This is a genomic window from Frigidibacter sp. MR17.24 (genome assembly GCF_037095655.1).
Taxonomy (GTDB): domain Bacteria; phylum Pseudomonadota; class Alphaproteobacteria; order Rhodobacterales; family Rhodobacteraceae; genus Frigidibacter.
The window spans coordinates 174368-201051 of record NZ_JBAWKE010000002.1 but is presented as its reverse complement, the minus strand read 5'-3'; the positions used below and the strand labels follow the sequence as shown (position 1 = coordinate 201051).

21 protein-coding genes are annotated in these 26684 nt (G+C 72.2%); 8 read left to right on the top strand and 13 right to left on the bottom strand.

What is annotated here, in order from left to right; genetic code table 11:
• Window positions 1–204 carry a CsbD family protein gene (locus V8J39_RS08120; protein ID WP_336460392.1) on the top strand — a complete coding sequence of 68 codons (204 nt, stop codon included), beginning with the start codon at window positions 1–3 and terminating at the stop codon, window positions 202–204.
• A gap of 58 nt (window positions 205–262) precedes the next feature.
• Here the strand turns inward: V8J39_RS08120 and V8J39_RS08115 are convergent, their stop codons facing one another.
• Window positions 263–742 carry a class I SAM-dependent methyltransferase gene (locus tag V8J39_RS08115; RefSeq protein ID WP_336460391.1) on the bottom strand — a complete coding sequence of 160 codons (480 nt, stop codon included), beginning with the start codon at window positions 740–742 and terminating at the stop codon, window positions 263–265.
• A gap of 128 nt (window positions 743–870) precedes the next feature.
• Here V8J39_RS08115 and V8J39_RS08110 point away from each other — a divergent pair, with 128 nt between their 5' ends.
• Both V8J39_RS08110 and V8J39_RS08105 read left to right on the top strand, forming a co-directional pair.
• Window positions 871–2001: a glycosyltransferase family 4 protein gene (locus V8J39_RS08110; protein ID WP_336460390.1), complete on the top strand. Its 1131-nt coding sequence runs from the start codon at window positions 871–873 to the stop codon at window positions 1999–2001.
• Window positions 1998–2738, top strand: a complete 741-nt coding sequence (locus V8J39_RS08105) for a polysaccharide deacetylase family protein (RefSeq protein WP_336460389.1) — start codon at window positions 1998–2000, stop codon at window positions 2736–2738. The genes V8J39_RS08110 and V8J39_RS08105 overlap by 4 nt, the downstream gene beginning before the upstream one ends.
• A gap of 20 nt (window positions 2739–2758) precedes the next feature.
• Here the strand turns inward: V8J39_RS08105 and V8J39_RS08100 are convergent, their stop codons facing one another.
• The 9 genes from V8J39_RS08100 to V8J39_RS08060 form a co-directional block, all read right to left on the bottom strand.
• A complete protein-coding gene (locus tag V8J39_RS08100) occupies window positions 2759–3187 on the bottom strand; it encodes a cyclic nucleotide-binding domain-containing protein (RefSeq protein WP_336460388.1) in 429 nt (142 codons plus the stop codon).
• A 63-nt stretch (window positions 3188–3250) separates the two neighbouring features.
• Window positions 3251–5989, bottom strand: coding sequence for an ABC transporter transmembrane domain-containing protein (locus tag V8J39_RS08095; protein WP_336460387.1), 2739 nt, complete (start codon window positions 5987–5989; stop codon window positions 3251–3253).
• Window positions 5990–6089: 100 nt separating this feature from the next.
• Window positions 6090–7259, bottom strand: a complete 1170-nt coding sequence (locus tag V8J39_RS08090) for a glycosyltransferase family protein (protein WP_336460386.1) — start codon at window positions 7257–7259, stop codon at window positions 6090–6092.
• On the bottom strand, window positions 7256–8509 hold the full coding sequence (locus tag V8J39_RS08085; RefSeq protein WP_336460385.1) for a glycosyltransferase family 4 protein: 1254 nt from the start codon (window positions 8507–8509) through the stop codon (window positions 7256–7258). Before V8J39_RS08085 ends, V8J39_RS08090 begins: the two co-directional genes overlap by 4 nt.
• Window positions 8502–9722, bottom strand: coding sequence for a glycosyltransferase family protein (locus tag V8J39_RS08080; RefSeq protein ID WP_336460384.1), 1221 nt, complete (start codon window positions 9720–9722; stop codon window positions 8502–8504). The genes V8J39_RS08085 and V8J39_RS08080 overlap by 8 nt, the downstream gene beginning before the upstream one ends.
• A gap of 89 nt (window positions 9723–9811) precedes the next feature.
• Window positions 9812–10984: an ABC transporter permease gene (locus tag V8J39_RS08075; RefSeq protein WP_336460383.1), complete on the bottom strand. Its 1173-nt coding sequence runs from the start codon at window positions 10982–10984 to the stop codon at window positions 9812–9814.
• Entirely contained in the window at window positions 10981–11979 is a 999-nt protein-coding gene (locus V8J39_RS08070) for an ABC transporter permease (protein WP_336460382.1), read from the bottom strand. The genes V8J39_RS08075 and V8J39_RS08070 overlap by 4 nt, the downstream gene beginning before the upstream one ends.
• A gap of 2 nt (window positions 11980–11981) precedes the next feature.
• Window positions 11982–13922, bottom strand: a complete 1941-nt coding sequence (locus tag V8J39_RS08065; RefSeq protein ID WP_336460381.1) for an ABC transporter substrate-binding protein — start codon at window positions 13920–13922, stop codon at window positions 11982–11984.
• Complete coding sequence (locus V8J39_RS08060; RefSeq protein ID WP_336460380.1) at window positions 13919–15865, bottom strand: ABC transporter ATP-binding protein; 1947 nt, start codon at window positions 15863–15865, stop codon at window positions 13919–13921. The genes V8J39_RS08065 and V8J39_RS08060 overlap by 4 nt, the downstream gene beginning before the upstream one ends.
• Before the next feature lie 104 nt (window positions 15866–15969).
• Between V8J39_RS08060 and V8J39_RS08055 the strand changes: the two genes are divergently transcribed.
• A complete protein-coding gene (locus V8J39_RS08055) occupies window positions 15970–16938 on the top strand; it encodes a glycosyltransferase (RefSeq protein WP_336460379.1) in 969 nt (322 codons plus the stop codon).
• Here the strand turns inward: V8J39_RS08055 and V8J39_RS08050 are convergent.
• The gene (locus V8J39_RS08050; protein ID WP_336460378.1) at window positions 16935–17525 is read right to left on the bottom strand and encodes a histidine phosphatase family protein; all 591 of its coding nucleotides are present in this window, start codon (window positions 17523–17525) and stop codon (window positions 16935–16937) included. The genes V8J39_RS08055 and V8J39_RS08050 overlap by 4 nt on opposite strands.
• Here V8J39_RS08050 and V8J39_RS08045 point away from each other — a divergent pair.
• Window positions 17505–18437: a glycosyltransferase family 2 protein gene (locus V8J39_RS08045; protein WP_336460377.1), complete on the top strand. Its 933-nt coding sequence runs from the start codon at window positions 17505–17507 to the stop codon at window positions 18435–18437. The genes V8J39_RS08050 and V8J39_RS08045 overlap by 21 nt on opposite strands.
• Here V8J39_RS08045 and V8J39_RS08040 read toward each other — a convergent pair.
• Window positions 18413–19012, bottom strand: a complete 600-nt coding sequence (locus tag V8J39_RS08040; RefSeq protein ID WP_336460376.1) for a thymidine kinase — start codon at window positions 19010–19012, stop codon at window positions 18413–18415. The genes V8J39_RS08045 and V8J39_RS08040 overlap by 25 nt on opposite strands.
• A gap of 77 nt (window positions 19013–19089) precedes the next feature.
• Entirely contained in the window at window positions 19090–20442 is a 1353-nt protein-coding gene (locus V8J39_RS08035) for a DEAD/DEAH box helicase (RefSeq protein ID WP_336460375.1), read from the bottom strand.
• Window positions 20443–20886: 444 nt separating this feature from the next.
• Between V8J39_RS08035 and V8J39_RS08030 the strand changes: the two genes are divergently transcribed.
• From V8J39_RS08030 to V8J39_RS08020, 3 genes are all read left to right on the top strand, one after another.
• Window positions 20887–21786 (top strand): hypothetical protein, encoded by a 900-nt coding sequence (locus V8J39_RS08030; protein ID WP_336460374.1) that lies wholly within the window; start codon window positions 20887–20889, stop codon window positions 21784–21786.
• Window positions 21787–21869: 83 nt separating this feature from the next.
• A complete protein-coding gene (gene glyS, locus V8J39_RS08025; protein WP_336460373.1) occupies window positions 21870–23933 on the top strand; it encodes a glycine--tRNA ligase subunit beta in 2064 nt (687 codons plus the stop codon).
• A 129-nt stretch (window positions 23934–24062) separates the two neighbouring features.
• Window positions 24063–26651, top strand: coding sequence for a putative PEP-binding protein (locus V8J39_RS08020; protein ID WP_336460372.1), 2589 nt, complete (start codon window positions 24063–24065; stop codon window positions 26649–26651).
• The last annotated feature ends 33 nt before the right edge of the window (window positions 26652–26684 follow it).

The window sequence follows — 26684 nt, the reverse complement described above, 5'->3', positions numbered from 1 at the left end:
ATGAACTGGGATACCGTTGAAGGCAACTGGAAGCAGCTCAAAGGCTCGGTGAAAGAGCAGTGGGGCAAGCTGACCGACGATGATCTGGACGTGGCCGCGGGCAAGCGCGACAAGCTCGCCGGGCTGATCCAGGAGAAGTACGGCAAGTCGAAGGACGTGGCCGAGCGCGAGGTCGACGACTACTTCGCCCAGCGCAAGCACTGATCTCTGCTGAATTTTTCCGGAAAGGCCGTCCCACGGGGGGCGGCCTTTCTGCTGCGCCTCAGCGCCGGCGGTAAAGGAAATAGCGATCCTTCGGCACCGTCGCGGGCAGGGGCAGCGGCCCGAGATCGGGGTGGTCGAGCGGCAGGCCGCTGACGGCGATCCCGCCCGGGGCGAGCAGCCCGGCGGCAAGGTCCGGCAGCCAGGTCAGCGTCACCGCGTCGCGCTCGTCATAGCCGGTGCCGATGTCTGCATGGACCAGCGCCGCGCCGATGCCGCGGAACGGCTGCGCGGTCTCGGCGATCTCGCCCAGCACGAGGTCGCCCGCGGGCGGCACCGACGAGGCATGGGCGCCCAGCGCGCGGTCGAAGGCGATGATCCGGCGGCCCGGCGCCCCCTCGCGCAGGTGGTGATAGGTGCGCCCGTTGCCAAGGCCCAGCTCGAGGATCGGCCCCTCGGGCAGCCGCCCGTCGGCCAGAAGGTGGTCGAGGATGTCGCGCTGCGCGCTCAGCCTGCGAATGACGCTGTCCAGTCTGCTCAAGGGCTTGCCTCCGGTGCTGGCCCCGTCCTAGCAGATCCGCCCGGCGGGGGGCCAGTGCGGCGGGCTTGCGCCCGGGCGCGGGTCCTGCGACTCTCGCCGCCGCCCGAGGCGCGATCCAGCGGGGAGAGATGACGACCGACTGCCCCCCTGCGCCCCTGCGCATCGCCTTTTACGCGCCGCTGAAATCGCCGCGCCACCCGGTGCCCTCGGGCGATCGGCTGATGGCGCGGCTGCTGTTTGCCGCGCTCGAGCGGGCCGGGCACGAGGTCACGCTGGTCTCCGAGCTGCGCGCCTTCCTGCGCGATCCCGGCGACCGCGCCGCGCATGACGCGCTGATCGCCGATGCCGCGGCCGAGCGGGCGCGGATCGCGGCGCTCTGGGCGCGCGCGGGCGCGCCGGACGCCTTCTTCTGCTATCATCCCTACTACAAGTCCCCCGACCTGATCGGCCCGCCGCTTGCCCGCGCGGCCGGCATTCCCTGGATCAGCGCCGAGGCCTCGGTCTCGGCCCGGCGCGACCGCGGGCTGTGGCAGGGCACGCAGGACGCGATGCGCGCGGCGCTGGCGGGCGCGGCGGTGAACTTGTGCCTGACCCGGCGCGACCTTGCGGGGCTGCGCGCGGCGCTGCCCGATGCGCGGCTCGCGCCGCTGGCCCCGTTCATCGCGCTGCCGGTGCCGCCCGCGGTGACCGGCGCCCGGGCCGCGACCCGGATCGTCACCGTGGCGATGATGCGCGCGGGCGACAAGCTCGACAGCTACCGCGCGCTGGCCGAGACGCTGCGCCGGCTGCCCGCGGGCTGCGACTGGCAGCTGTCGGTCGCGGGGGACGGCCCGGCGCGCGACGCGGTGCGGGCGCTCTTCGCCGACCTGCCGCCCGCGCGCATCGACTGGCGCGGAGAGCTTGACGCCGCCGCGGTCGCGCGGCTGCTGCAAGAGGGGGCGGTCTACCTGTGGCCCGGCTGCGGCGAGGCCTACGGTCTGGCCTATCTCGAGGCGCAGGCGGCCGGGCTGCCGGTGGTGGCCTGGGCGACGGCGGGCGTGCCCGAGGTGGTCGCGGCGGGCGAGACCGGGATCCTGACGGCCGAGGGCGATCACGACGGGCTTGCGCAGGCGGTGGCGCGGCTGCTGGGCGATGCGGACCTGCGCGAGCGGATGGGCGCCGCGGCGCAGGCGCGGGTGCGCGCGCACCATGCGCTGCCCGCGGCGGCGGCCCGGCTGGATGCGCTCTTGCGTCAGGCGGTGGCGGGGGCGGTGGCATGAGCGGTGCGGCGCGCGACAGGTTCCTGGCGCGGCTTGACGCGCGGGCGGCGGCGGGCGATCCGCTGCGGCTGTGGCTGCGCGATGATGACGCGGTGGCGCCGACGCCGGCGCTGGACCGGCTGCTGGCGCTTACCGGCGGCGCCGGGGTGCCGCTGGTGCTGGCGGTGATCCCCGAACCGACGGGCCCGGCGCTGGCCGCGCGGCTGGACGGGGCGCCGTGGGCCAGCGTCGCGCTGCACGGCTGGTCGCACCACAACCATGCGCCGGCGGGCGAGAAATCGCAGGAGCTCGGCGCCCATCGCCCGGCGCGGGTGGTGCTGGCGGAACTGGCGCGGGGCAGGGCGCGGCTCGGGGCGCTGCACGGCGCGCGGGCCTTGCCGCTGCTGGTGCCGCCGTGGAACCGGATCGACGGGGCGGTGGCGGCGGGCCTGCCGGGGCAGGGGATCACCGCGCTGTCGACCTTCGCCGCGCGCCATCACGACGTCGCGGGCCTGCACGAGGTCAACACGCATCTCGACATCATCGACTGGCGCGGAAGCCGCGGCGGCCGCGGGGCCGAGACGCTCTGGCACGAGCTTTGCGATCTCGAGGCGGGGCGGACGGCGCCGCTGGGCGTGCTGACCCATCACCTCGTGCATGACGACGCGGCCTGGGCGTTTCTCGACGATCTGATCGCGGTGACCGCGCATCACCGGGGATGCGCGTGGCTGTCAGGCGCAGAGGTGGCCGGGGCCTGACCGGATCCGGGATCCGGGGATCAGTGGTGGGTGTCGGCGCGCTCGGCGCGGTCCTCGTCCAGCTGGCGGCCCAGCGAATGCATGATGCCGACGCTGCACTTCGGGCAGCTTGCCATCAGCTTGACGAAGCACTCGCGGTTGATGCGCATCACCTCGACCTCGGTCTCGGCGGTGACGGTCGCGCCGCATTTCTTGCCCGACAGCATCGACGACTGGCCGATGATGGCCACGCCGCTGTCCGAGCCGGTCATCTTCTTGGTGATGCCGAAGCAGCTTTTCTGCACCTCGACGGTGCCCGACATCAGGATGAGGGCGCCGTCGCTCTCGTCGCCCTCGTGCACGAGCACCTCGCCGGGGGCGTAGTGGCAACGTTCCGAGGCAAAGGCCAGAATCTTGAGGCGTCCCGGATCGATGTCCGAGAACAGGTCGAGCTTCTGGAGCAGTCTCACTTCGTCCTGGTGCAGCATAGTCGAACCTCGCTACGCGTCGGATAGCAGTCCCTTATGAAGCCATCATGACGCGGCATCGAATGTGCGTAAAGGCGAATGGCCGTCGTCAACGTGATCACCGGCCGATGAACGCACACGGCCCTGTGAAAATTCGATCCTTCTGCCGAAATGGTGTGCGAGTTGTGCGTTTGCAAGCACCCAGAGAACGGCGGGGGGCTCTGGCTGGTCCCCCAGGAAGGCCAGGATTTTCTCGATGAGACGGTCCTGTAGCGCCGCATCGGCCCCGGCCAGCGGCTCGTTCATCACATAATATTTCGATCGGCGCACGAGCGCGCGCGCCAGGCCGACCCGCTGCCTTTGCAAACTGCCGAGTCGCCGACCGCCGGGGCCGATCTGGTGCATCAGCCCGACCTCGAGCACGCTCAGGTGCAGGTCGCGATTCTCGCGCAGCAGCTCGCGGCCGATCTCGCGCAGCTTGGCATCGGCATTGCCGACGCGCTGGTTCACCTTGCCGAACAGGATGTTCTCCTGCAGCGAGGCCGAGACGAGATAGGTGTCGGGCTCGTAGGGCTGGATCAGCGGCTGCAGCTCGGGCGGCATCTTGCGGTGCAGCCGGTGGCGGGCGGCGATGATCTTGCCGCGCAGCTCCTCGGTCAGCAGGCCGAAGCGATAGCGCGGCTCGACATAGCTGAAGGCAAGCTTGATCAGCGTCCGCCGGTCGTCGTTCTGCGCCACGATGAACGATCCGCGGTCGACCCGCGCCAGCAGCTGCTCGTACATCGGCAGCTCCTCGGGCGACATGTAGGTCAGCCACTGCAGCAGGTCGGGATTGTCCTCAAGCCCGCGGAACATGTCGACGGTGAGGCTCGCGAACTGCCAGCCCAGCGCGAACAGCTCCTCTGCCAGCCCGTTGATCGCGATGATCTCGCGGAAGAACGGGTGCTGCACCACGGTGCGGATCGCCGCCAGCCCGCCGTCCGGCACGCCGAAGAACAGGTTCTCGCCGATCGTGGCCTCGGAGTTGTAGTGCTCGGGGTCGAAGCGCAGCACGAGATGGCCAAGCCCGCGATCGGTCAGCCGCTCGTAGAAGGCCCGGCGCAGGGTCAGCGCATGGGCGTCGATGCCCGGGATCCTGTCGGCCGGGATCACGCTGCGCATCGCGAAGTCGAAGACGTCGCTGTCCAGCCCGGTCACGCGCAGAACCTCGGCCACCGAGCCGATCAGCCCCTCGTCGCCAGGCGGCGGCTGCACCGACGCGGGGTCGATCCAGTCGGTCTCGATGTCGAAATCGGGATTGCCCGCGCGCAGCGCCTCGCGCCGTTCCCAGGCGCGGCTGCGACGCGCCGGGTCGCGGCGCGACCGCTCGTCGGCGCCGTCGTCCGGGCCGGGGCGGTGGCGCAGGCCATAGGTGATGTTGTCCAGCAGCGTGCCCGAGAACAGGTAGCCCGACGCGGTGACATAGGACAGCATCCGCCCGGTCACGGCCTCGGGCAGCATCTCGATGTCATGGCCGCCAAGCTGGACGTGGCCATGGGCGATGCGCTGCATGCCGCCCAGCACCTCGCCCAGCACCGGGGCGCCGTCGGCGGTGCCGCCGACCAGGGCCGCGGTCTCGCCCGGCGCGATCTCGAAGCTCACGTCCTCGATCAGCGCGGTGCCGACATCGGTCGTCACCGTCAGCCCGCGCACCGCGAGCGGGGCGAGCGCGCCCTCGACCGCCGGCGCATCGGGCGCGTGACGGGCGGGGTCGATCATCTCCTCGGCCTCGAACTGCTCGACGACCTGCTCGTATTTCACCTGCATGTCCTGCCGGGCGAGATCCCAGTCGATCAGCTCCTTCAGGGGGCCCGGCAGCTCCTTGTAGGCGTTGATCACCGCCACCAGCTGGCCCACGTCGAGCGAGCCGCGGATCGTGAGATACCCGCCGATCGAGTAGAACAGGAACGGCGTCAGCTGGGCCAGGAAGTTGTTCAGCCATTTGACGAAGAACTTCCACTGGTAGATGTCGTAGCGGATCCGGAAGATCCGCCCCAGCCGGTGCGAGATGTCGGCGCGTTCCCAGTTCGTGGTGTCGTTGGCATGGATGGTCGAGATGCCCTCGACGATGTCGGCGACCCGGCCCGCCAGCTCGCGCGCGGTCAGCTGGCGCTCGCGGCCCAGCACGATCAGCCGGCGGCGCATGCGCGGGATGATCGCCACCTGCACCATGGCCATACCGCAGGCGACGCAGCCCAGCCAGAAATGCTGCATGAAGATGAACACCAGCGCCGTCAGCGCCTGCCCGCCCAGCAGCGCCGGCTGCACGAAGGCATCGCCCGAGAAGCCGCCGATCGGCTCGACCTCGTCCTTGACCATGCTCGACACCTCGCCGGCCTTCAGCTGGCGGAAGCGCTGCGGCGGGAAGCGCAGGATGCGGTCGACAAGCTCGAACCGGATCCGGCGCAGCAGCCGCTCGCCCATCCGGCCCTTGTAGGTGTTGATCACGAACTTGAAGGCGCCGTTGATGATGACCAGCGACAGGAACGCCAGGCTCAGCGCCATCAGCAGCGGCAGCCGCTCGAGCGGGATGCCCGGGCTGATCACCACCTCGCCGATCCAGGGGATCTCGGGGGCGATGCGCAGGAACGGCTGCGTGGCGGACGGGCCCTCGAAGCCGGAGCCCTGGATCGGGCCGTTCACGATCTGCTTGGGCAGGTCGAAGGCGAGATAGTAGGGGATCATCGAGACAAGCACGATGAGCAGGATCACCACCTGCTCGCGCCGCGTGTTCGCCCAGATGTAGCGGAAGATGCTCGGTTCCATCGCCAGTATCCCTGTGCCTTCCGCCGGCGCTTCTGCGCCACGCGCCAGGCCGCGCCCCGCTGGGCGCGCCCGGTCTCCGTCCCTGCCGTGATCGCTGCTTCTACGCGGTCTGGCCCTGGTGCGATACTATCAGATCGCACAGCAGCTGCGCAGTGGTCTGTGCACCCCGGAGGTCGAGCGGGCTTGCGGCCGGGTCCGGCATCGCCAGTGCGGCACGGATCGCGGCGGCGAGAACCGGGCCCGACAGCGCGTCCTCGGTCACCACCGCGGCGCGGCCCGCCGCCGCCATCCGCTCGGCGCGGAAGGCCTGCTCGGTCTCGCCGCCGGCGGCATAGGGCACCAGCACCGCGCGCACCCGCGCCTGCAGCAGGTCGCAGGCGGTGTTGTAGCCCGCCTGCGAGACCGACAGCCGCGAGGCCGCGAGCAGGCTGGCGAAATCGGGGCGGAAGCCGATGATCTCGACCTGCCCGGGCGCCCGCCGCGCCGCCGCGGCGCGCAGCGCCTCGGCCTGCGGGGCCGGCAGGTTCGGCCCGGTGATCACCGCCCAGCGGCGCAGGTCCGGCAGTTCGGCCGCGGCCTCGATCGCGGCCATCGACAGCGCCGCGCCGACCGCGCCGCCCCCGGCCGAGACGACGACGTCGCGCCCGTCGGCGGCCGGCTCGACCGGCGGCGGCGCCACCAGCCCGGTATAGCGCAGCTTGCCCGCGATCTGGTCGTGCAGCGGGAAGGTGTCCTCGAACCGCACGAAGGCGGGGTCGCCATGCACCAGCACCGCGTCGAAATGGTCGCGCGCCAGCGCCGCCATCTCCTCGACCCGGCCGGGCTTCAGCTGCGTCTGCAGGATGTCGCGCACCGACGACACCAGCAGCGGCCGCGGCCGCGCCGCCGCGATCGCCTCGATCAGCGGGATCAGCTCGAAGCGCAGCTGGCGGCGGCCGAAGGGGAAGGCCTCGGTCACCACCGCATCGGGGCGCAGGCGGTGGAAGGTCTCGACCAGGCGGCGCGCGCGCTCGGCCTTGAAGGCCTCGGTGACCGGGCGGCCCTCGGCATCGACGAGGCCGACGAAGCCCTCGTTCGCGCTGGTGACCGGCGGCAGGGCGACATGGTCTAGCCCGGCGGGCGGGAAATTCGGCAGCGGCAGGCCGCCGGTGACCACCGTCACCTCGGCCCCGGCATCGGCCAGCGCGGCGCAGATGCGGCTTGCGCGGGCGACATGGCCCATGCCCAGCAGGTGCTGGACGTAGAACATGATGCGCGGTCTGCTGGTCATGGCGACACCCAGTCCCTGGTGAACATCTCGGTCAGCTGGCGGATGCCGGGGGCCATGTCGAACTCGGCCCGCACCCGCGCGCTCGCGGCGGCGCCCAGCCGGTCGCGGGCGCCGGGGTCGCATATCACCTTCGCCAGCGCCGCCGCCAGAGCGCCCGCGTCCTCGGGCGCGACCAGAAGGCCGGTGACGTCGTCGCGGATGAACTCGGGGATGCCCGACAGCTCGGTGCCGATGCAGGCCAGCCCCTGGCTCGCCGCCTCGACGATCACGTTGGGCAGCCCGTCGCGGTCGCCGTCGCCGGTCTGCCGGCTTGCCAGGACGAACGCATCGGCAGCCCGGTATTCCGCCAGCACTTCGACCTGCGACAGCGCGCCCTTCCAGTCGATCCGCCCGTCGATGCCCAGCCGCGCCGCTTCGGCCTTCAGCGCCGCAAGCTCGCCGCCGCCGCCCACGTGCACCAGCCGCCAGGCCAACCCCTCGGGCAGCCGCGCCAGCGCCGCGAGCAGCACGTCGAAGCCCTTCTTCGGCACCGCCCGCCCCACCGTCAGCAGCCGCACCGGGTCGGCCGCATCGCCGCCGTCGCGCCGCGCGGGCGGGCGGTCGGCGGGCGGGAAGCGCGACAGGTCCAGCCCGTGATAGGCCAGCGTCACCCGCGCCCCGGGCGCAAGCGCGGCCAGGTGTTCGGCGCCAGAGCGGGTGCAGGTCACCGTCCAGCGCGCGCCCCGCAGCTTGTCGGCAAGCTCGCGGTCGGGCGTGGTCCAGATGTCCTTGGCATGGGCCGAGATCGAGTAGCCGCGCCCGAGGATCGCGGCGGCGTAGCGCGCGACCGAGGCGGGGGTATGGGCGAAATGGGCGTGGATCAGCGCCGGGCCCGGCGGCATCTCGGCCGCCATCACCAGCGCCTGGCCGAAGCGGCGCAGCCGGTTGCGCGTCGGATCGCGCGCCAGATCGGCGGCCAGGCCCGGCAGCGCGCGCCAGAACCCGGGCCGGGGCAGGGCGGCCAGCAGCGCGCGCGCCACCCGGCCCGGCGCGTCGTGCAGGTATTCGGGCAGGTAGCGCACCGGGGCGCGGATCTCGTCATGCACCGGGTGGCGCTTCTTGTCGGTGGGGTGGCGCAGCGACACCAGCTCCAGCCGCAGGCCGGCGCGTTCCAGGCCCAGCAGCTCCTGCGCGATGAAGGTCTCGGACAGGCGGGGGTAGCCCTTCAGCACCACCACCAGCCGCGGCGCGGCGGGGGCGGGATCAGCCATGCGCGGCCGTCAGCCGCGGCCGGCGCCGCTCGGTCAGCCAGCGCCCGACCTCGCCCGCGATCCGCGGCAACCCGTCAAGGTCGCACAGGCCGCTGTCGCCGCAGGCCTCGGACGGGCGGTGCGCGCCCGGCAGATCGTGCAGCACCGCCGCCAGCCGCAACGGATCGGCCGCGGCCTCCTCGGCGCTCATCATCCGCACGATGCCCAGCTCGGCCGCGCGGCTGGCGCGGATCAGCTGCTCCTCGCGCGGCTGGCTGCGCGGCACGATCAGCGCCGGGCGGTCGAAGGACAGGATCTCGCAATAGGTGTTGTAGCCGCCCATCCCGACCACGGCGCTGGCCCCCGCGATCAGGTCCTCCATCCGGTTGTCGAAGGGGATGACCTCGATCGGCAGGCCCTGCGCCGCGGCCTGCAGCTCGGTCCGCTCCTTGCCCGGCAGGTAGGGGCCCAGCACCACCACCGCGCGCCGGGTCAGCCCCGGGTCGGCGCGATAGGCGGCGAAGACCGCGCGGATCAGCTCGGCCCCGTCGCCGCCGCCGCCGGTGGTCACCAGCGTGTAATCGCCAAGGTCGCGCGCCGGCACGTCCTCGTGCCGGTGCACGCTGCGCTGCAGGAAGCCGGTATAGCGCATCCGCTCGCGCACCGGCCCCGGCACCTCGAGCCCGACGAGCGGGTCGTGGAACCCCTCGGGGCCATAGACCCAGATCCGGTCGTAGAAGCGGTCGATCTTGCGCATCATGTCGGCGCGGGCCCATTCGGCGCGCAGCAGGTGCGGGGCATCCATCACCTCGCGCAGGCCCAGCACCAGCCCGGTGCCCCGCGCCTTGAGGTCTTCGAGCGTCTCCTCGATCTCGCCCTGCAGGCCCATCGGCTCCTTGTCGGTGATGAAGATGTCGGGGCGGAAGGTCTCGGCGGTCTGGCGGATGATCGCGCGCCGCATCGCCAGCGTGTCCTCGAGCCGCATGTGCTCGGCCAATGACGTGTATTCGCCGTTGCGCAGCTTGATGACGCTGGGGATCTTCAGGAAGTCGACCCGCACGCGGTAGTCGAAGGCCCCCGCCACCGCCGCGCCCGAGATGATCAGCACCTGCAGGCCGCGATAGGCCTCGACCAGCGCATGCGCGATCTCGCGGCAGCGGCGCAGATGTCCCAGCCCGAACGTGTCGTGGCTGTACATCATGATCCTGGCGTTCTCGAAGCTGGGAGTATCCATGGCGGGCTCCATTTACAGGATCCCGTCGCCGGTTCAAGCGACGGGCCCGAGCACCCTGCGGGCGCCGCGGGGGAAGGGCGGGGAAAGGGCTATCTGTAGGGGTCGGCCGCGTCGCGCAGGCCGTCTCCCATGAAGTTGAAGGCAAGGATCACCAGCACCACCGGCAGCATCGGCCACAGCAGCCACGGGTAGACGGCGATGATGTTGATCCCGCGCGCCTCGGTCAGCAGGATGCCCCAGCTGGTCACCGGCGGCCGCAGCCCGAGCCCCAGGAAGGTCAGCGCCGTCTCGCCCAGGATCATCCCCGGCACGCTGAGGCTGGCCGAGGCGATCAGGTGCGACATGAACCCCGGCACGAGGTGGCGCCCGATGATGCGCGGCGCGCGCGCGCCCATCAGCTCGGCCGCCAGCACGTAGTCCTCCTCGCGCAGCGCGAACAGCTTCGAGCGCACGGCGCGGGCCTGCCCGGTCCAGTCGAGCATCCCCAGGATCACGGTGATGCCGACATAGACCAGGATCGGCGACCACGACACCGGGATGATCGCGGCCAGCGTCATCCACAGCGGGATCGACGGGATCGACTGCAGCACCTCGATCATCCGCTGCATGCCGGTGTCGAACCAGCCGCCGCGATAGCCGGCGATGCCGCCGATGACGATGCCCAGCCCGAAGCTGATCAGCGTGCCCAGAAGCCCGATCGTCAGCGAGATCCGCGCGCCGTAGAGGATGCGCGAGAAGACGTCGCGCCCCAGCCGGTCGGTGCCCAGCAGCGACAGCCGCCCGCCCTCGGCCGGGCAGACCAGGTGCAGGTCGGCCGGCACGAGGCCCCAGAAGTCGTAGCCGTCGCCGCGGCAGAAGAACCGCAGCCGCTGCACGTCGGCGGGATCGTCGGTGTAGATCCGCTGCAGCCGCACCATGTCCAGCTCCATCGTCTGGCCGTAGACGAAGGGGCCGACGAACCGGCCCTGGTCGAACAGGTGCACCCGCTGCGGCGGGGCATAGATCGCGTCGATGTCGCGGCTGTCGAGCGCGTAGGGCGCGAGGAACTCGGTGATCAGCAGCGAGGCATACATCACCGCAAGGAACACCGCCGAGACCACCGCCAGCCGGTGGCGGCGGAACTTCAGCCACATCATCCGCAGCTGCGACGCCTCGGCGGTGCCGGTGGCCTGCTGGCTGCCGGGCTCGACCGCCGGGTCGAAGACGATGTCGGAGACGTAATGCGGCAGCGGCGCGCCGGGGGGGCCGAGTTTCAGCGTCACCGCGACTTCCTCCCCTGCAGGCGGATGCGCGGGTCGAGAAGCGTCAGCGCGATGTCCGACACCAGCACCCCGATCACGGTCAGGAAGGCGAGGTACATCAGGAACGAGCCCGCAAGGTACATGTCCTGGCTTTGCAGCGCCTTGATCAGCATCGGGCCGGTGGTCTCCAGCGACAGGATGATCGCCGTCACCTCGGCCCCCGAGATGATCGAGGGCAGGATCGAGCCGATGTCGGAGATGAAGAAGTTCAGCGCCATCCGCAGCGGGTATTTCAGCGTGGTGCGGGTGGGCGACAGGCCCTTGGCGCGGGCGGTGGTGACATAGGGCTTGTTCAGCTCGTCCAAGAGGTTGGCGCGCAGCCGCCGCGCCATGCCGGCGGTGCCGGCGGTGCCGATGATGATCACCGGGATCCACAGGTGCGCCAGGATCGAGCGGAACTTGTCCCAGCTCATCGGCTGGTTGAGGTACTGCAGGTCCATCAGGTGGCCGATCGAGGTGCCGAACCAGATGTTGGCGAAGTACATCATGATGATCGCCATCATGAAATGCGGCACCGCGATGCCCATCAGCCCCAGGAAGGTCAGCCCGTAGTCGCCCCAGCTGTACTGGCGGGTGGCGGAGTAGAGCCCGATCGGGAAGGCCAGCGCCCAGGTGAACAGGATCGTCACGAAGCTGACGACCATGGTCAGCCACAGCCGGTCGCCCACCACCTCGTTCACCGGCATCCGGTATTCGAAGCTGTAGCCGAAATCGCCGTGCAGCATCCCCAGCACCCAGTGCACGTAGCGCACCGGCGCGGGCTGGTCGAAGCCGTAGCGCGCCTTCAGCTGCTCGATCTCCTGCAGGTCGGCGGTCTCGCCCAGCGCGCGCAGCTCCTGCACGTAGCTTTCGAAATAGTCGCCCGGCGGCAGCTCGACGATGGTGAAGACCAGCATCGAGATGATGATCAGCGTGGGGATCATCATCAGGATCCGGCGCAGGATGTAGCCCAGCATGCTCAGCTCTCCGCGTCGAACCAGAAGGTGTCGGGCATGTACACGCCCAGAAGCGAGGTCGGCAGGTAGCCCATCAGCCCCTTTTCGGGAATGTTGCGCAGGTCGGCGCGGTGCAGCAGCGGCTGCGGCGCGCTGTTGACGGTGCCGATGGTGAAGACCTGGTCGGCATGGATCGCCAGCATCCGGTGCCAGATCTCGGCCCGGCGGTCGTCGTCGTCGGTGGCGCGCCAGTCGTGGACCAGGCGCAGAAGCTGCTGCACCTCGGGCAGCTCGGGCGGCTGGCCCTGCGCGCCCTGCGACAGGTAGTGCACCCCCCAGACCGGCCACTGGTACTGGTCGTCGGCGGTGGGGGCCAGCTGGTAGGGCGGCATCGCCGCCGTGGGCAGCGCGTTGTCCAGCCCGTACCACACCGACATCGTCACCTGCCCGGCCATGATCCGGCTGCGGAACAGGTCGCGCTGCGACACCCGCGTCCACAGCGCGAGGCCGATCTCGCGGAAATGGTCCGCGACCAGTTCCAGCACGTCGGTCTCGACCGTGCTTTCCCCGGCCGTCTCGACCATGATCCCCGCCACCCGCCCGTCGGGCAGGCGGCGATAGCCGTCAAGCCGGGCCTTGCCCATCCCGGCCGCGTCCAGCAGCGCGTTGGCCTGCTCGGGGTCATGCTCGGTCCAGGCGGTGCGGTATTCCTCGCGGTACAGCGGGCTTTGCGGCAGCACGGTGTTGGCGCTTTCCCGCGCCAGCCCGAAGAACAGCACCTTGTTGATCTCGGTGCGGTCGATCGCCAGCGACATCGCCCGGCGCACCCGCACGTCGCGCAGGAACGGCCGCCAGACCGCGTCGCCGCAGGTCAGGTTCGGCAGCAGCGCCACGCGCGAGCCCTGCGCCCGCGTCCAGAGCGAGACCTTGACCGGATAGCGGCTCTCGGCCTCTTTCAGCAGGGTATAATCCGCGAAATCGAGGCCCATCGGCTGCAGGTCGCTCTCGCCGGTCGCGACCTTGGCGGGGATGATCTCGTAGGAGCTGACGTTCAGCAGCACCCGGTCGACATAGGGCAGCTGGCGCCCCTCGGTGTCGACGCGGTGGAAATAGGGATTGCGCTCGAAGACGAACTGCTGCGCGGGCGGGGCGGTGCGCGGCCGCCAGGGTTCCAGCGTCGGCAGGTCGGGGTTCTCGGGGCGCGAATAGCGCGACATCTTCGTGTGCAGCGCCGACCAGTCGTCGACCCGCTGCGCCTGCACCAGCTCGGCCAGCCGCTCGGGGGTCTGATAGTCGGCGTGGAACTGCTTCATGTAATGCGCGGGCAGGAACAGCCGCACCGGCACCGGCGCCGCCAGCCCCGGCAGCAGGTCGGGCATGTGCGCATCCCAGGAATAGCGCACGGTATGCTCGTCAAGCTGCTCGAACCACGGCGGCGCGCCGTCGGCAAGCAGGTCGCGCGGCAGCCCGCCCAGCTCGGGATGCTCGATCACGTCCTGCCAGCAGTAGCGGAAGTCCTCCGAGGTGAAGGGCTCGCCATCCGACCAGCGGTGGCCGGGGCGCAGCCGGAAGGTGAAGATCCGGCCCTCCTGCACCTCGTAGCGCTCGAGGATGTCGGCCACCAGCCGCAGATCGCGGTCATAGCCCACCAGCCGCGCATAGCCGTTCATCGCCATGTAGCGCACGTCGCGCTGCCCGCCGATCAGCATGCGGATCGTGCCGCCGTGCCGGCCCGGCGCCAGCCCTTCGCCCGACAGGTCGACCACCCGCGGCACCCGCGGCAGCCGGCCCTCGACCGGCGGCATCTGCCCGATCTGCACCGCGTCCTCGAGGACCGGCGGCCCGGTGAACCGCCCGGGCCCCAGCGCGCGCGCGGCCGTGGCCGGCAGGCCCGCGCCCGCGGCCAGAAGCCCCAGCGCCCGGCGCCGCGACAGCGTGATCGGCGGGACCCACGCGCCGCTCATGCCACCAGCTCCCGCGCGTCGGCCTCGGCGCGCATCCGCACCAGGTGGCCGTCGCCGATGTCGGCCATCTGCATCTCGGCCCCCGGCTCCTCGCGGAAGGCGGCGGGCCAGTCGCCGGGCTTGCCCGCGGCCCGGCCGACCGCGGCCACGTCCAGCGGGTGGTTCAGGTCGGGCAGCGGCACCGCCGCCAGCAGCGCCTGGGTGTAGGGATGGCGCGCGCCGGTCATCAGCCGGTCGCGCGGCGCGATCTCGACCAGGCGGCCCTGCCACATCACCGCGATCCGGTCGGCCATGTAGTTCACCACCGCGAGGTTGTGCGACACGAACAGGTAGGTCAGGTGCAGGTCCTTCTGCAGGTCCTTGAGCATGTTGAGGATCTGCGCCTGCACCGAGGCATCGAGCGCCGAGACCGGCTCGTCGCAGACGACGAAGTCGGGGCCGAGCGCCAGCGCGCGGGCGATGCCGATGCGCTGGCGCTGCCCGCCCGAGAAGCTGTGCGGATAGCGCTGCGCGGCGCCCGGCGGCAGGCCGATCGCCTGCAGCAGCGCCGCCACCGTCTCGCGCCGCTCGGCCGGGGTGCCGCGGCGGTGGATGTCCAGCGGCTCGGACAGGATCCGGCCCACCGACATCCGCGGCGACAGCGACGAGACCGGGTCCTGGAAGATCAGCTGCGCCCGGGTGCGCAGCAGCGTCAGGTCCGCCCCCGTCGCCTCGGCCAGGTCGATGGTGCGCTCGCCCGCCTCGTAGGTGATCGACCCGCTGTCGGGCCGCATCGCGTGCACCAGCATCTTGCCCAGCGTCGTCTTGCCCGATCCGCTCTCGCCCACCAGCCCCAGGCATTCGCCGCGCAGGATGTCGAAGCTGACGTCGCGCACCGCCGGCACCGGCGCGGTGCGGCTGCCGAACAGCCGCCAGCTCTCGCCGCGGGGCAGGAAGGATTTCCACACGTCGCGCACCCGCACCAGCGGCTGGCCTGGCGCGCGGTGCCCCGGCAGCGCCGGCGCCTCGGCCCGCGCCGCGATCCGCCCGATCGCGGCCAGCTTGCCCGGGGCGATCTCGCGCAGCGGCTTCAGCCGCTCGGGCGGCCCCGGCTCGAGGTTGGGCAGCGCCGCCATCAGCCCGCGCAGGTAGGGATGGGCGGGACGGCGGAAGATGTCCTCGACCGGCCCGGCCTCCATCACCCGGCCCTCGTGCATCACCACCACCTCGTCGGCGGTGTTGGCCACGACGCCCAGGTCGTGGGTGATCAGCAGCACCGCAAGCCCGGTCTCGGCCTGCAGGTCCTTGATCAGCGCCAGGATCTGCGCTTGGATCGTGACATCAAGCGCCGTCGTCGGCTCGTCCGCGATCAGCAGCGACGGGCCGCAGATCAGCGCCATCGCGATCATCGCCCGCTGCCGCATCCCCCCCGACAGCTCGAACGGATACATGTCGAAGACCCGGCCCGGATGCGGGAAGCCGACGCGTGCCAGCATGTGCTCGGTGCGCTCGCGCCGCTCGGCGGGGCTGATCAGGCTGTGGATCTTCAGCGCCTCGGACACCTGGTCGCCGATCGTGTGCAGCGGCGAGAACGAGGTCATCGGCTCCTGGAAGATCATCCCGATCCGGGCGCCGCGGATCTGGCGGATGCGCCGGCCGTCATGGGGCAGGGCCAGCAGGTCGATCGGACCGTCCGGCCCGGTGCCGTCGTCGAACAGGATCCGCCCCGAGACGCGGGCGGCGCGCGGCTGCAGGCCCAGAACCGTCTGGCTGACCACGGTCTTGCCCGATCCGCTCTCGCCCACCAGCGCCGTCACCTTGCCGGGGGCCACGCGCAGGCTGGTGCCGCGCACCGCGGCGATCTGGCCGCGCAGCAGCGGGAAGGTCACGGCCAGGTCCTCGACGCGCAGCAGGTCGCGTCCGGCGGCGGGTGGCACGGGATCATGTGCAAGGTCAGTCGGCATCGGTGTCCAGCAGTCTCAGGCGACCTGAAGATCGCCCCCCCATTGCCGACCCTTCACGGAAGGGCTACCCGCGTCCAGAAGGAATGTCAGCCCGGGACGGTCGGATGACGAATAAATCGCTTCTTGGCGCGGCGATCGCCCTGGTCCGGCAGCAGATCGCGGCCGGGGATCTGGCGGGGGCGCGGGCCCGGCTGCAGGCGACCCGGGTGCCCGACGACGCGGCCGATCCGGCCGCCCGCACGGCGCTGGGCCTGCCGCGGCGGCTGCAGTCGACCTGGCTGCGGCTTGCCAAGGCCGAGGGCGACGCGGTCGCGCGGCTCGGGCTGCAGGCGCTGGCGGTCCCGCCGCCCGAGCTGCTCGCGCCGCTGTTTCCGCCGCTCGGCGCCTGCCCGCAGGACGAGACCGCGGTGCCCCCGGTGCTGCACCAGGTCTGGATCGGCGGGCCGGCGCCGGTCACGGTGGCCGCCTGGGCCGCCCATGCCGCGCGCCACGGCTGGCACCACCGGCTGTGGGACGAGGCCGCGCTGGCGGCCGAGGGCATCGCGGGCGACCCGCTCTTCGTCGCGATGCGGGCGCGGGGCGACCTGCCGGGGGCGGTCGACGTCGCGCGCTACGCGATCCTCGCGCGCCACGGCGGGGTCTATCTCGACTGCGACTGGATGCCGGCGCGGCCCGATCTCGGGCCCGGGTCGATGGTGCCCGCGACCGGCCTCTCGGCGCTGGCCGAGGCGACGCCGCGGCTCACCCATACCGGCACGCTGCTGCTGGGCAACGCGCTGATCGCCGCGCCGCCGGGCCACCCGGTGCTGCGGCTGCTGGTCGACCGCCTGCCGCAGGTGGCGGCGCTGCTGCCGGGCCAGCCGGCCTGGTGGGTGACGGGGCCCTTGCCCTTCACGCTGGCGGCGCGCGGCGCGATGGTGCGGCTGCTGCCCGCGGCCACCGTCGCGGGCCAGCTGCCCGACGCGACCCCGCTGCCCGAGGTCGAGGCCGCCGTCGCCGCCAATGTCGCGCGGCAGGGCGGGGCCCTTTACGCCTGGAAAAGCTGGGGCGGGGGCGGGGGCGGGGGCGGCTAGAGGCCCGCGGCCTCGACCCGCTCGATCCTGCCGCCGGGGGCCAGCGCGAAGACCGCGTTCTGCGGCGCGTCCAGCTGCAGCGCCTCGGCCAGCGGCAGCCCTTCGTGCAGCCCGCGCAAGAGCCGCCCGGTGATCGCGTGGCTGACCAGCAGCACCTCGCCCGGCAGGCGCCCGGCCTCGTCCAGCACCGCCTCCAGCCGCGCCAGCACCGGCGCCAGCCGCTCGCCGCCGGGGGCGTGGAACATCCACTGCCGCCGCGGCGCCGCGCGCCGGTGGCCGGGCGCCAGCGCCGTGATCTCTGCCCGGGTCAGCCCGTCCCAGTCGCCCAGCGCCACCTCGGACAGCCGCGGCTCGTCGGTGATCGCGGGCGGCGGCGCGAAGGCGCCGGCGACCAGCGCCGCCGTCGCCCGCGCCCGGCCGAGCGGGCTGCACAGGACCGTCGGCGGCGCGTCGAGGCGCTGCGCCAGCAGCCGCCCGACCGCGGCGGCCTGCGCCCGGCCCCGCGCGGTCAGCGGCGAATCCAGCCGCCCCTGATAGCGTCCCTGCAGGTTGAACGCGGTCTGCCCGTGCCGCATCAGCCAGATCACCGCCTTGACCCCCGCACCGGCCCGGGGGCAAGAGGAAGCCGCGCCTTCTGGAGGGGGCCGGTCCTGTACATCATCTCGCTCAGCTCGATCCCCTCGCGCTTCGCCGACCTGCCGCGGGTGCTGGCCGCGCTTCTGGCGCAGCACCGCCCGCCGGCCGAGGTCCGCCTCTATCTGCCGCGCCGCTACCGCCGCTTTCCCGACTATGACGGCGCCTTGCCAGATGTTCCGAAAGGTGTCGAGGTCATCCGCGTGCCCGACGACCTCGGGCCCGCGACCAAGGCGCTCTATGCCGCGCGGGACCTGCGCGGGCAGGCGGTCGACCTGCTCTATTGCGACGACGACCGGATCTATACCCCGGGCTGGGCCGGGCTGCTGCTGGCCGATCGCGCCGCGCATCCGGGGGCGGCGCTGTGCTTGCAGGGGTTCCACCTGCGCCACATCGGCCTGCCCGCGGTCACCCAGCCCGCGCCGCGGATGCGCCGCGGCCGCGGCCGGCGCGACCCGGCCTACCGGCTGCAGCGCGCCTGGCAGGCGCTGCGCTGGGGCGGGGCCGGGCGGGTGCCGCCCGCGCTGCGCGCCCGCCCGCGCAGCTTCGCTCGCTCGGGCTTCGCCGACATCGCCGAGGGGCTGTCGGGCGTGGCGATCCGGCCCGATTTCCTCGACGATGCCGCCTTCGACATCCCGCCCGTGCTCTGGGCGGTCGACGACGTCTGGCTGTCGGGGCAGATGATGCGCGCGGGCCACCCGGTCTGGCTGCACGCGACGCGGTCACGCTTCAGCATCGACCTGCCCAGCCAGCGCGGCCCCGAGGCGCTGCACCGCCAGGTGATCGAGGCGGCCGACCGCGACGCGGCGAACCGCGCCTGCGTCGCGCACCTGCAGCGCGCCTACGGGATCTGGCGCGCGGGCTGACCGGCATCCGAGGCGCGCCAGTGCCGGCGGCAGACCGAGACATAGCTTTCGTTGCCGCCGATCTGCACCTGGTCGCCGTCGAAGACCGGGCGCCCGTCGGCGCCCATGCGCAGCACCATCGTCGCCTTGCGCCCGCAGTGGCAGATCGTGCGCACCTCGCGCAGCTCGTCGGCCAGCGCCAGCAGCGCGGCCGAGCCCGGGAACAGCGCGCCGCGGAAGTCGACGCGCAGCCCGTAGCACATCACCGGCAGCCCCAGATCGTCGACGACCCGGGCCAGGTCCCAGACCTGCTCCTGGCTGAGGAATTGCGCTTCGTCGACGAAAACGCAGTGCGGATCGCAGTCGGCGACCGCCTGCTTGACGAAATCGAACATGTCGGTGGTTGCGTCGAAGGTGGCGGCGGGCTCGCCGATGCCGATGCGGCTCTCGACCCGGCCCGCGCCGGCGCGGTCGTCGATCGCGGCGGTCAGGATCACCGTCGCCATCCCGCGTTCGCGGTAGTTGTGCGACGCCTGCAGCAGGATCGTCGACTTGCCGGCGTTCATCGTCGAATAGTGGAAGTACAGCTTGGCCATGCGCGCGAGGGTTAGGCCCCCGCGCGCCGCAAATCAATCGCCGATCTGGCCCCGGTCGGGCGCCAGTCGGGTCCCGCTCAGGCGGGCTGCTGGCTCTTGGGCCGGCGCGAGGGGCGCCGGGCGGGGCGCTTGCGGCTGGGGCTGGCCTCGCCGCCGGCGGGCTTGGCCGCCGCCGGTTTCGGGCCGCGCTGGCCGCCGCCGTTGCCCTGCGGGCGCCCGGTGCCGCCGCCCTGCGACCGGCTCGGGCCCGGGCGGCCGCCGCCGCGCTGGCCGCGGCCCTTCGGCGTCGGGGCCGCACCCTCGGGCACCTCGCCGCCGATCACCGGGATCTCGGCCTTCATCGCCTTCTCGATCGCGCGCAGCTCGCCAAGTTCCGCCGGGGCGCAGAACGCCACCGCCCGGCCGTCCTTGCCCGCCCGCGCGGTGCGGCCGATGCGGTGGACATAGTTCTCGGGCACGTTCGGCAGGTCGAAGTTGTAGACGTGCTTCACATCCGGAATGTCGAGCCCGCGCGCCGCGACATCGGTCGCGATCAGCACCTCGATCTCGCCGGCGCGGAACGCGGCCAGCGCGCGCTCGCGCTGGTTCTGGCTTTTGTTGCCGTGGATCGCGGCGACCGAGAAGCCCCAGCTTTCCATCAGGCGCGACAGCTTTTCCGACCCGTGCTTGGTGCGGCCGAAGACCACCGCCAGCTCGCCCGGGTGCTTGCCCACGTACTCGGCCAGAAGCTTGGCCTTGTCGCCCTGGTTCACGTAGTGCACGCCCTGCTCGATCTTGTCGGCGGCCTTGCCGGGCGGGTTCACCGCGACGCGCACCGGCTCGGTCAGGTAGGTGTCGGCCAGCTCTTCCATCAGCTTCGGCATCGTGGCCGAGAACAGCAGCGTCTGGCGCGTGCGCGGCAGGTAGCGCGCGATCCGGCGCAGCGCGTGGATGAAGCCGATGTCCAGCATCTGGTCGGCTTCGTCCAGCACCAGGTACTCGGCCTTGGTCAGGTCGACCGAATTGCGGTCGAGGATGTCGATCAGCCGGCCCGGCGTCGCGATCAGCACGTCGACGCCGCGCTTCAGCCGCTCGATCTGGGCATTGACCGAGGCGCCGCCGACGATGCGGAACACGCGGATCGGCGTGCCGTCGGCATAGGCGGTGATGTTGTCCGAGATCTGGGTCGCCAGTTCCCGGGTGGGGGCGAGGATCAGCGCGCGGACCTGCTTCGGCCCCGGCTTGCCGCCGTGCTTGAGCAGGCGGGTGATCATCGGCAGGCCGAAGGCGGCGGTCTTGCCGGTGCCGGTCTGCGCCAGGCCCAGCAGGTCGCGGCCCTTGACGATCTCGGGGATCGCCTCGGCCTGGATCGGCGTCGGGGTGGTCAGGCCGATCTTGGCGATGTTCTTCAGGACGTCCGGGGCAAGGCCCAGGCTCTCGAAATTGCTCAAGGCTGTCTCTTTCGGATGGCGCGGCCCGCCTGGGACGGCGGCTGCGCAGGGGGGAGGGCACCCGGGGGAGAGACCGGGCGCATCGGGGGCGGGTCGCGGGCACGGCCCGCATGACCCCTGGCGTGATGGGAGCCGGTCCCCGATGCCTGTCGCCCGGCCACCCCCGCGCCCATCGGCGTCGGATCGGGGTGGTCGGCGGGCGCGGCTGCTCACGCGGCAGCGGGCCTCGGGTTTCCGGCAGATGGGGCAGGCGGGGCCGGAAGTCAAGCCTCGCGCGCCCGGCAGGGTCTTCGCCGGGGTCGTTGGGGGGCGGGCGCGACGTGATGCGGATGTGATGGCAGCCATGCGCCGGCCGCTCTCGCCGTGGCGCGGCCGATCGGCTAGATTGCGCGCCCGAGGGCGGCGGAAGACCGCCCGCGGATCGAGCCCCGGAGCCATATCATCATGCGTCACCCCCTGCTGGCCGCGGCCCTTGCCGCGTTCGTGGCGGCCCCGCCCCTTGCCGCGCCGCTCGCGGCCCAGCAGCTGCCTGCCGCCAGCGCCGGAACCACTGCCGACGCCGGGGCCGGCACCGAGGCAAAGGCCGGCACCGAAGCAGAGGCCGCGGCGCCCTCCGACCCGGCGCCCTCCGACCCGGCGACCGCGGCCGGCGGCGAGACGGCCGACGCGGCACCGGCCGAGCCCGCGGCAGAGGCACCCGCCGCCGCGACGGCGGGGCAGGCCGGCGACACGCCCTCGTCGCAGCCCGCGACCACGCCGGGCCCCGACACGCCGGCCGGCGCGCCGCCGGTCCCGCCGGTGAGCGATGCCGTCGAGGTGACCGAGGTCACCGCCTGCACCGCGGTGATCGGCGGGGTGGCCAAGACGCTGGGCTATGACGCGACCGACGAGAACACATGGTCGTCGAAGCGCGAGAAGCGCAACCTTGGCGCGGGGCGCTGCCCGGCCAAGGTGGTGATCGCCGACATGGCGCCGGACCTGTCGCCGCGCGAACGCGACGTGTTCTGCCTGCAAAGCGATCCGATGATGGGCTATTCGGGCCTTGCGATGGGCGATCGCGATGCGATGGGCCTGTGCGAGGGGCCTGGCAAGGTCTGCCGCTTCGTCAACGCCTCGGGCCGCGAGGCGCGCGAGATGGCCTCGGCCGGGGCCTCGGCGGGGGTGCAGGCGGTCAAGCACCAGTCGGGGGCGATGATCCTGTCGGGCTCGACCGCCGGGCTCAGCTCGGCCATGGCCGGGATCGGCAGCGCGGCGACGGCGCTGATGGCGGCGCCGCTGGCGCTGGCCGGGGCGGCCGCCAGCGTGGTCGTCGTCGGCGGCGCGGTCTGGGTCTGCGGCGACTAGCCGGATCGCCGCAGGGATCAGCGGGCTTTACGCCGCGGGGCAGGGCCGGTATTCCCGCCAGCGGACAAGCCAGCGGTGACCCGATGCCCGACCTTCTGATCGAACTCTTCTCCGAGGAAATCCCCGCGCGGATGCAGCCGCGTGCGCGCGAGGATCTGAAGGCGCTGGTGACGCAGGGTCTGGTCGATGCCGGCCTCACCTATGCCGCGGCCGCCGCCTTCTCGACGCCCCGGCGCCTGGCGCTGACGGTCGAGGGGCTGTCGGCGCAGTCGATGGCGGTGCGCGAAGAGCGCAAGGGCCCGCGCACCGACGCGCCCGAGAAGGCGATCGAGGGGTTCCTGCGCTCGACCGGGCTGACGCTGGCCGAGCTTGAGACGCGCGACGAGAAGAAGGGCCAGGTCTACTTCGCGGTGATCGAGAAGCCGGGCCGCGACGCCGCCGGCATCGTGGCCGAGGTGCTCGAGCGCACGATCCGCACCTTCCCCTGGCCGAAATCGATGCGCTGGGGCGAGGGTTCCCTGCGCTGGGTGCGCCCGCTGCAGTCGATCCTGTGCATCCTGACCGACGAGGCCGGCGCGACGGTGGTGCCGCTCGACATCGACGGCATCGTCGCGGGCGATACGACCGAGGGCCACCGCTTCATGGCGCCGGCGCGGTTTTCGGTCTCCTCGTTCGAGGATTACGCGGCGAAGCTCAAGCGCGCCCGCGTGGTGCTGAACGCCGCGGACCGGGCCGAGCACATCAAGGCCGACGCCACCAATGGCGCCTTTGCCGCCGGGCTCGAGATCGTCGAGGACGCGGGGCTGCTCGAGGAGATCTCGGGCCTCGTGGAATGGCCGGTGGTGCTGATGGGCGCGATCGGGGAAGAGTTCCTGGGCCTGCCGCCCGAGGTGCTGCAGACCTCGATGAAGGAGCACCAGAAGTTCTTCTCGGTCCGCAACCCGAAGACGGGCCGGATCGAGCGCTACGTGACCGTCGCCAACCGCGAGACGGCGGATGACGGCGCGACGATCCTGCACGGCAACGGCAAGGTGCTGCGGGCGCGGCTGTCGGATGCGAAATTCTTCTGGGAGAACGACCTGCGCGTGGTGTCCCAGCCCGAGGGGATGAAGATCCTCGGCGCCGGCCTCGCGAATGTCACCTTCCACAACAAGCTTGGCTCGCAGGCCGCGCGGGTGGCCCGCATCGCCACGCTGGCCGAGACGCTGGCCCCGGCCGTCGGCGCCGATCCCGCGCAGGCGCGGCTGGCGGCCGAGGTCGCCAAGGCCGACCTGCAATCGGCCATGGTCGGCGAGTTCCCGGAGCTTCAGGGCCTGATGGGCCGCTATTATGCCGAGGCCGCGGGCCTGCCCGCCGCCGTCGCCGCCGCCTGCGAGGCGCATTACGCCCCGCTCGGCCCCTCGGACGCGGTGCCGCAGGCGCCGGTCTCGGTCGCGGTGGCGCTCGCGGACAAGCTCGACACGCTGACCGGCTTCTGGGCGATCGACGAGAAGCCCACGGGCTCGAAGGATCCGTTCGCGCTGCGTCGGGCGGCACTTGGTTGCATTCGTCTGATCCTGACCAACGATCTGCGGCTGTCGCTGGCGGAAATGTTCGAAAAGGCCAACCCGGGCGCGGATGCGGCGGACCTGCTGTCGTTCTTCCACGACCGGCTCAAGGTGTATCTGCGCGATCAGGGCATCCGCCACGACGTCATCGACGCCTGCCTCGCGATGCCCGGGGCCGACGACCTGACGCTGCTGGTGAAACGCGCCCAGGCGCTGGCCACGGTGCTGGCGACCGAGGACGGGGCCAACCTGATCCAGGGCTTCAAGCGCGCCAACAACATCCTGACCCAGGCCGAGGCCAAGGACGGCGTCGAATACAGCTTCGGCGCCGACGTGAAGTTCGCCGAGCACGAGACGGAAAAGACGCTGTTCTCGGCGCTCGACACCGCCGAGGCGCTGATCGCGCCGGCGATGAAGGCCGAGGATTTCGCCGCCGCCATGGCGGCGATGGCCGCCCTGCGCGCCCCGATCGACGCCTTCTTCGAGGCGGTGCAGGTCAATGCCGACAACCAGGTCGTGCGCCGCAACCGGCTGAACCTGCTCAGCCGCATCCGCACCATCTGCCTCGCCGTCGCCGATCTCGGCCGGGTCGACGGCTGAGGGGGAGCGGAAAGGCCAATTGAAACCGGGCCCGGGACGGGGGAGTCTCGGGGCGGGGAGGGGGCGGCCCGGCAGCGCTTGCGGAGAATCGCAACCAGCGTATGCTGGCGCCGACAGGAGGATGCTGCGGTGCAGAAAACGCTGGATCTCACCGAGTACACGGTGATCGCGCCGACCGCGCCGATCGCGGTCGCGCGCCATGGCTGGCGTGCGAAATGCCTGCAGCGGCTGGTCCGGCTCGCGCTGCCGGTGCCGGTGACCGTGGCGCTGCCCTTCGACACCGTGCGCGCCATGGCCTCGGGCGCGCTGCCCAACGCCGCCCGCATCATCGCCGAATTCGGGCCCGGGCCGCTGGTCTCGGTCCGGCCCTCGCCCGAGAACCCGGAATGGGGCGGGCCCTCGACGGTGCTGAACGTCGGCATGAACGACGCGCTGCACGCGCGGCTGTCGGACAGCCACGGCGCCGAGGCCGCGGATGCGCTTTACCTGCATTTCGTGCAGGCCTTCGCGATCCATGTCGCGCGGCTGGACCCCGACCGGTTCAGCGATCCGCTCGGCCCCGGCGCGCTCGAGGCCGCGCTCGAGGCCTATGCCGACGAGACCGACGAACCCTTCCCGCAGGACCCGGCGCAGCAGCTGTCCGAGGTCATGCGCTCGATGGCGCGCAGCTGGGAGGGGCCGACGGCGCGGCTGCTGCGCCAGGCCAAGGGCGCCCCGGCCGAAGCGAGCCTGGGGCTGATCGTGCAGGGCATGGCGCTGGGCGTCGGGCCGGGCCTGTCGGGCTCGGGCACGATCCAGTTCGTCGAGGGCGTGACCGGCCAGCCGCAGGTGACGGGGCGCTTCCGCGGCCAGCATCAGGGCCGCGCCCCGCATCCCGGCGCCGACCGCCCCGCGCGCGAGACGCTGTACCTGACGACCGATCCGCGCGGCCCGGCGTTGCAGGATGCGGCGCCCGGGCTTTTCGCCGATCTGGTGGCGATGGGCGCGATCTGCCGCAAGCGCCTGCGCGAAGAGATGCAGATCGAATTCGCGATCGAGGACAGCCAGTTGCGGGTCATCGACGCGGTGCGGGTGCCGCGGTCGTCGCGGGCGGCGGTGCGCATCGCCGTGGCGCTGGCCGATGACGCGGTGATCACGCGCGAGGATGCGCTGCTGCGCATCGAGCCGCGGGCGCTGTCGGAACTGCTGCATTTCCAGGTCGATCCGCGGGTGCCGCGCGACCGGGTGGCGCGCGGGATCGCGGCCTCGCCGGGCGCGGCCACCGGGCGGATCGTCTTCACCGCCACCGCGGCCCAGGCCTCGGCCGCGCGGGGCGAGCCCTGCATCCTCGTGCGGCGCGAGACCGCGCCCGAGGACATCCGCGGCATGCACGCCGCCGTCGCAGTGCTGACCGAGCGCGGCGGCATGACCAGCCATGCGGCGGTGATCGCGCGCGGCCTCGGGCTGCCCTGCATCGTCGGCGCCTCCGAGATCCGGCTGTCGTCGCGCGACCGCACGCTGACCGGGCCCGACGGCCGGGTGCTGCGCGAGGGCGACGAGATCACCATCGACGGCACCAGCGGCGACGTGCTGGCCGGGGCGCCGGCGATGCTCGAACCGGCGCTCGACGACGGGTTCCGCACGCTGCTGCGCTGGGCCGACGCGGTGCGCGACATCGGCATCCGCGCCAATGCCGACACCCCCGACGATGCCCGCACCGCCCGGATGTTCGAGGCCGAGGGCATCGGGCTGTGCCGCACCGAGCACATGTTCTTCGACGAGGACCGTCTGACGGTGATGCGCGAGATGATCTTCGCCGACACCGCCGGCGACCGCCGCTCGGCGCTGGACCGGCTGCTGCCGATGCAGCGCGCCGACTTCATCGCGCTGTTCGACATCATGGCGGGGCTGCCGGTCTGCATCCGCCTGTTCGATCCGCCGCTGCACGAGTTCCTGCCCCATGACCGCGAGGGCCTGCGCGAGCTGGCCGAGGCGCTGGCGCGGCCGCTGTCCGAGGTCAGCCGCCGGGTCGAGGCCTTGACGGAATTCAACCCGATGCTGGGTATGCGAGGGGTCCGGCTGGGCATCACCATGCCGGAAATCTACGAAATGCAGGCAAGGGCGATCTTCGAGGCCACGATCGCGGCCCGCCGCCGCGGCGCGATGATCGTGCCCGAGATCATGATCCCGCTGGTCTCGGCCCGGCGCGAGGTCGAGCTGGTCAAGACCCGCATCGACGCCGTCGCGGCCGCGGTGCGCAACGAGACCGGCGGCACCTTCGACTATCGGCTCGGGGTGATGGTCGAGACGCCGCGCGCGGCGCTGCGCGCGGGCGAGATCGCGCAGCATTCGGCCTTCCTGTCCTTCGGCACCAACGACCTGACCCAGATGACCTACGGCCTGTCGCGCGACGATGCCGGGCGGTTCATGGGCAGCTACGTGCAGCAGGGCGTCTATGCCGAGGACCCGTTCCACACGCTCGACAACGACGGGGTGGGGGAGCTGCTGCTGATCGGCGCGCGCCGCGGCCGCGAGACCCGTCCGGACCTGACGCTGTCGATCTGCGGCGAGCATGGCGGCAACCCCGAATCCATCGCCTTCTGCCGCGCGGCGGGATTCGATTACGTCAGCTGCTCGCCGTTTCGCGTTCCGGTTGCGCGCCTCGCCGCCGCCCATTTCGCGCTGGTCGATCGCAAAACGCCACAAGATGCGCCAATGGCGCCGCCGTCCACCCGCTAGATCTTCCGCCCAAAACAGGATCTGGGGGTGCCG

Bases quoted from the DNA above. Each gene is read 5' to 3' on its own strand.
- V8J39_RS08120 (WP_336460392.1), top strand. From the start codon at position 1: ATGAACTGGGATACCGTTGAAGGCAACTGGAAGCAGCTCAAAGGCTCG.
- V8J39_RS08110 (WP_336460390.1), top strand. From the start codon at position 871: ATGACGACCGACTGCCCCCCTGCGCCCCTGCGCATCGCCTTTTACGCG.
- V8J39_RS08105 (WP_336460389.1), top strand. From the start codon at position 1,998: ATGAGCGGTGCGGCGCGCGACAGGTTCCTGGCGCGGCTTGACGCGCGG.
- V8J39_RS08095 (WP_336460387.1), bottom strand. From the start codon at position 5,989: ATGGAACCGAGCATCTTCCGCTACATCTGGGCGAACACGCGGCGCGAG.
- V8J39_RS08090 (WP_336460386.1), bottom strand. From the start codon at position 7,259: ATGACCAGCAGACCGCGCATCATGTTCTACGTCCAGCACCTGCTGGGC.
- V8J39_RS08085 (WP_336460385.1), bottom strand. From the start codon at position 8,509: ATGGCTGATCCCGCCCCCGCCGCGCCGCGGCTGGTGGTGGTGCTGAAG.
- V8J39_RS08080 (WP_336460384.1), bottom strand. From the start codon at position 9,722: ATGGATACTCCCAGCTTCGAGAACGCCAGGATCATGATGTACAGCCAC.
- V8J39_RS08070 (WP_336460382.1), bottom strand. From the start codon at position 11,979: ATGCTGGGCTACATCCTGCGCCGGATCCTGATGATGATCCCCACGCTG.
- V8J39_RS08065 (WP_336460381.1), bottom strand. From the start codon at position 13,922: ATGAGCGGCGCGTGGGTCCCGCCGATCACGCTGTCGCGGCGCCGGGCG.
- V8J39_RS08060 (WP_336460380.1), bottom strand. From the start codon at position 15,865: ATGCCGACTGACCTTGCACATGATCCCGTGCCACCCGCCGCCGGACGC.
- V8J39_RS08055 (WP_336460379.1), top strand. From the start codon at position 15,970: ATGACGAATAAATCGCTTCTTGGCGCGGCGATCGCCCTGGTCCGGCAG.
- V8J39_RS08040 (WP_336460376.1), bottom strand. From the start codon at position 19,012: ATGGCCAAGCTGTACTTCCACTATTCGACGATGAACGCCGGCAAGTCG.
- V8J39_RS08030 (WP_336460374.1), top strand. From the start codon at position 20,887: ATGCGTCACCCCCTGCTGGCCGCGGCCCTTGCCGCGTTCGTGGCGGCC.
- glyS (WP_336460373.1), top strand. From the start codon at position 21,870: ATGCCCGACCTTCTGATCGAACTCTTCTCCGAGGAAATCCCCGCGCGG.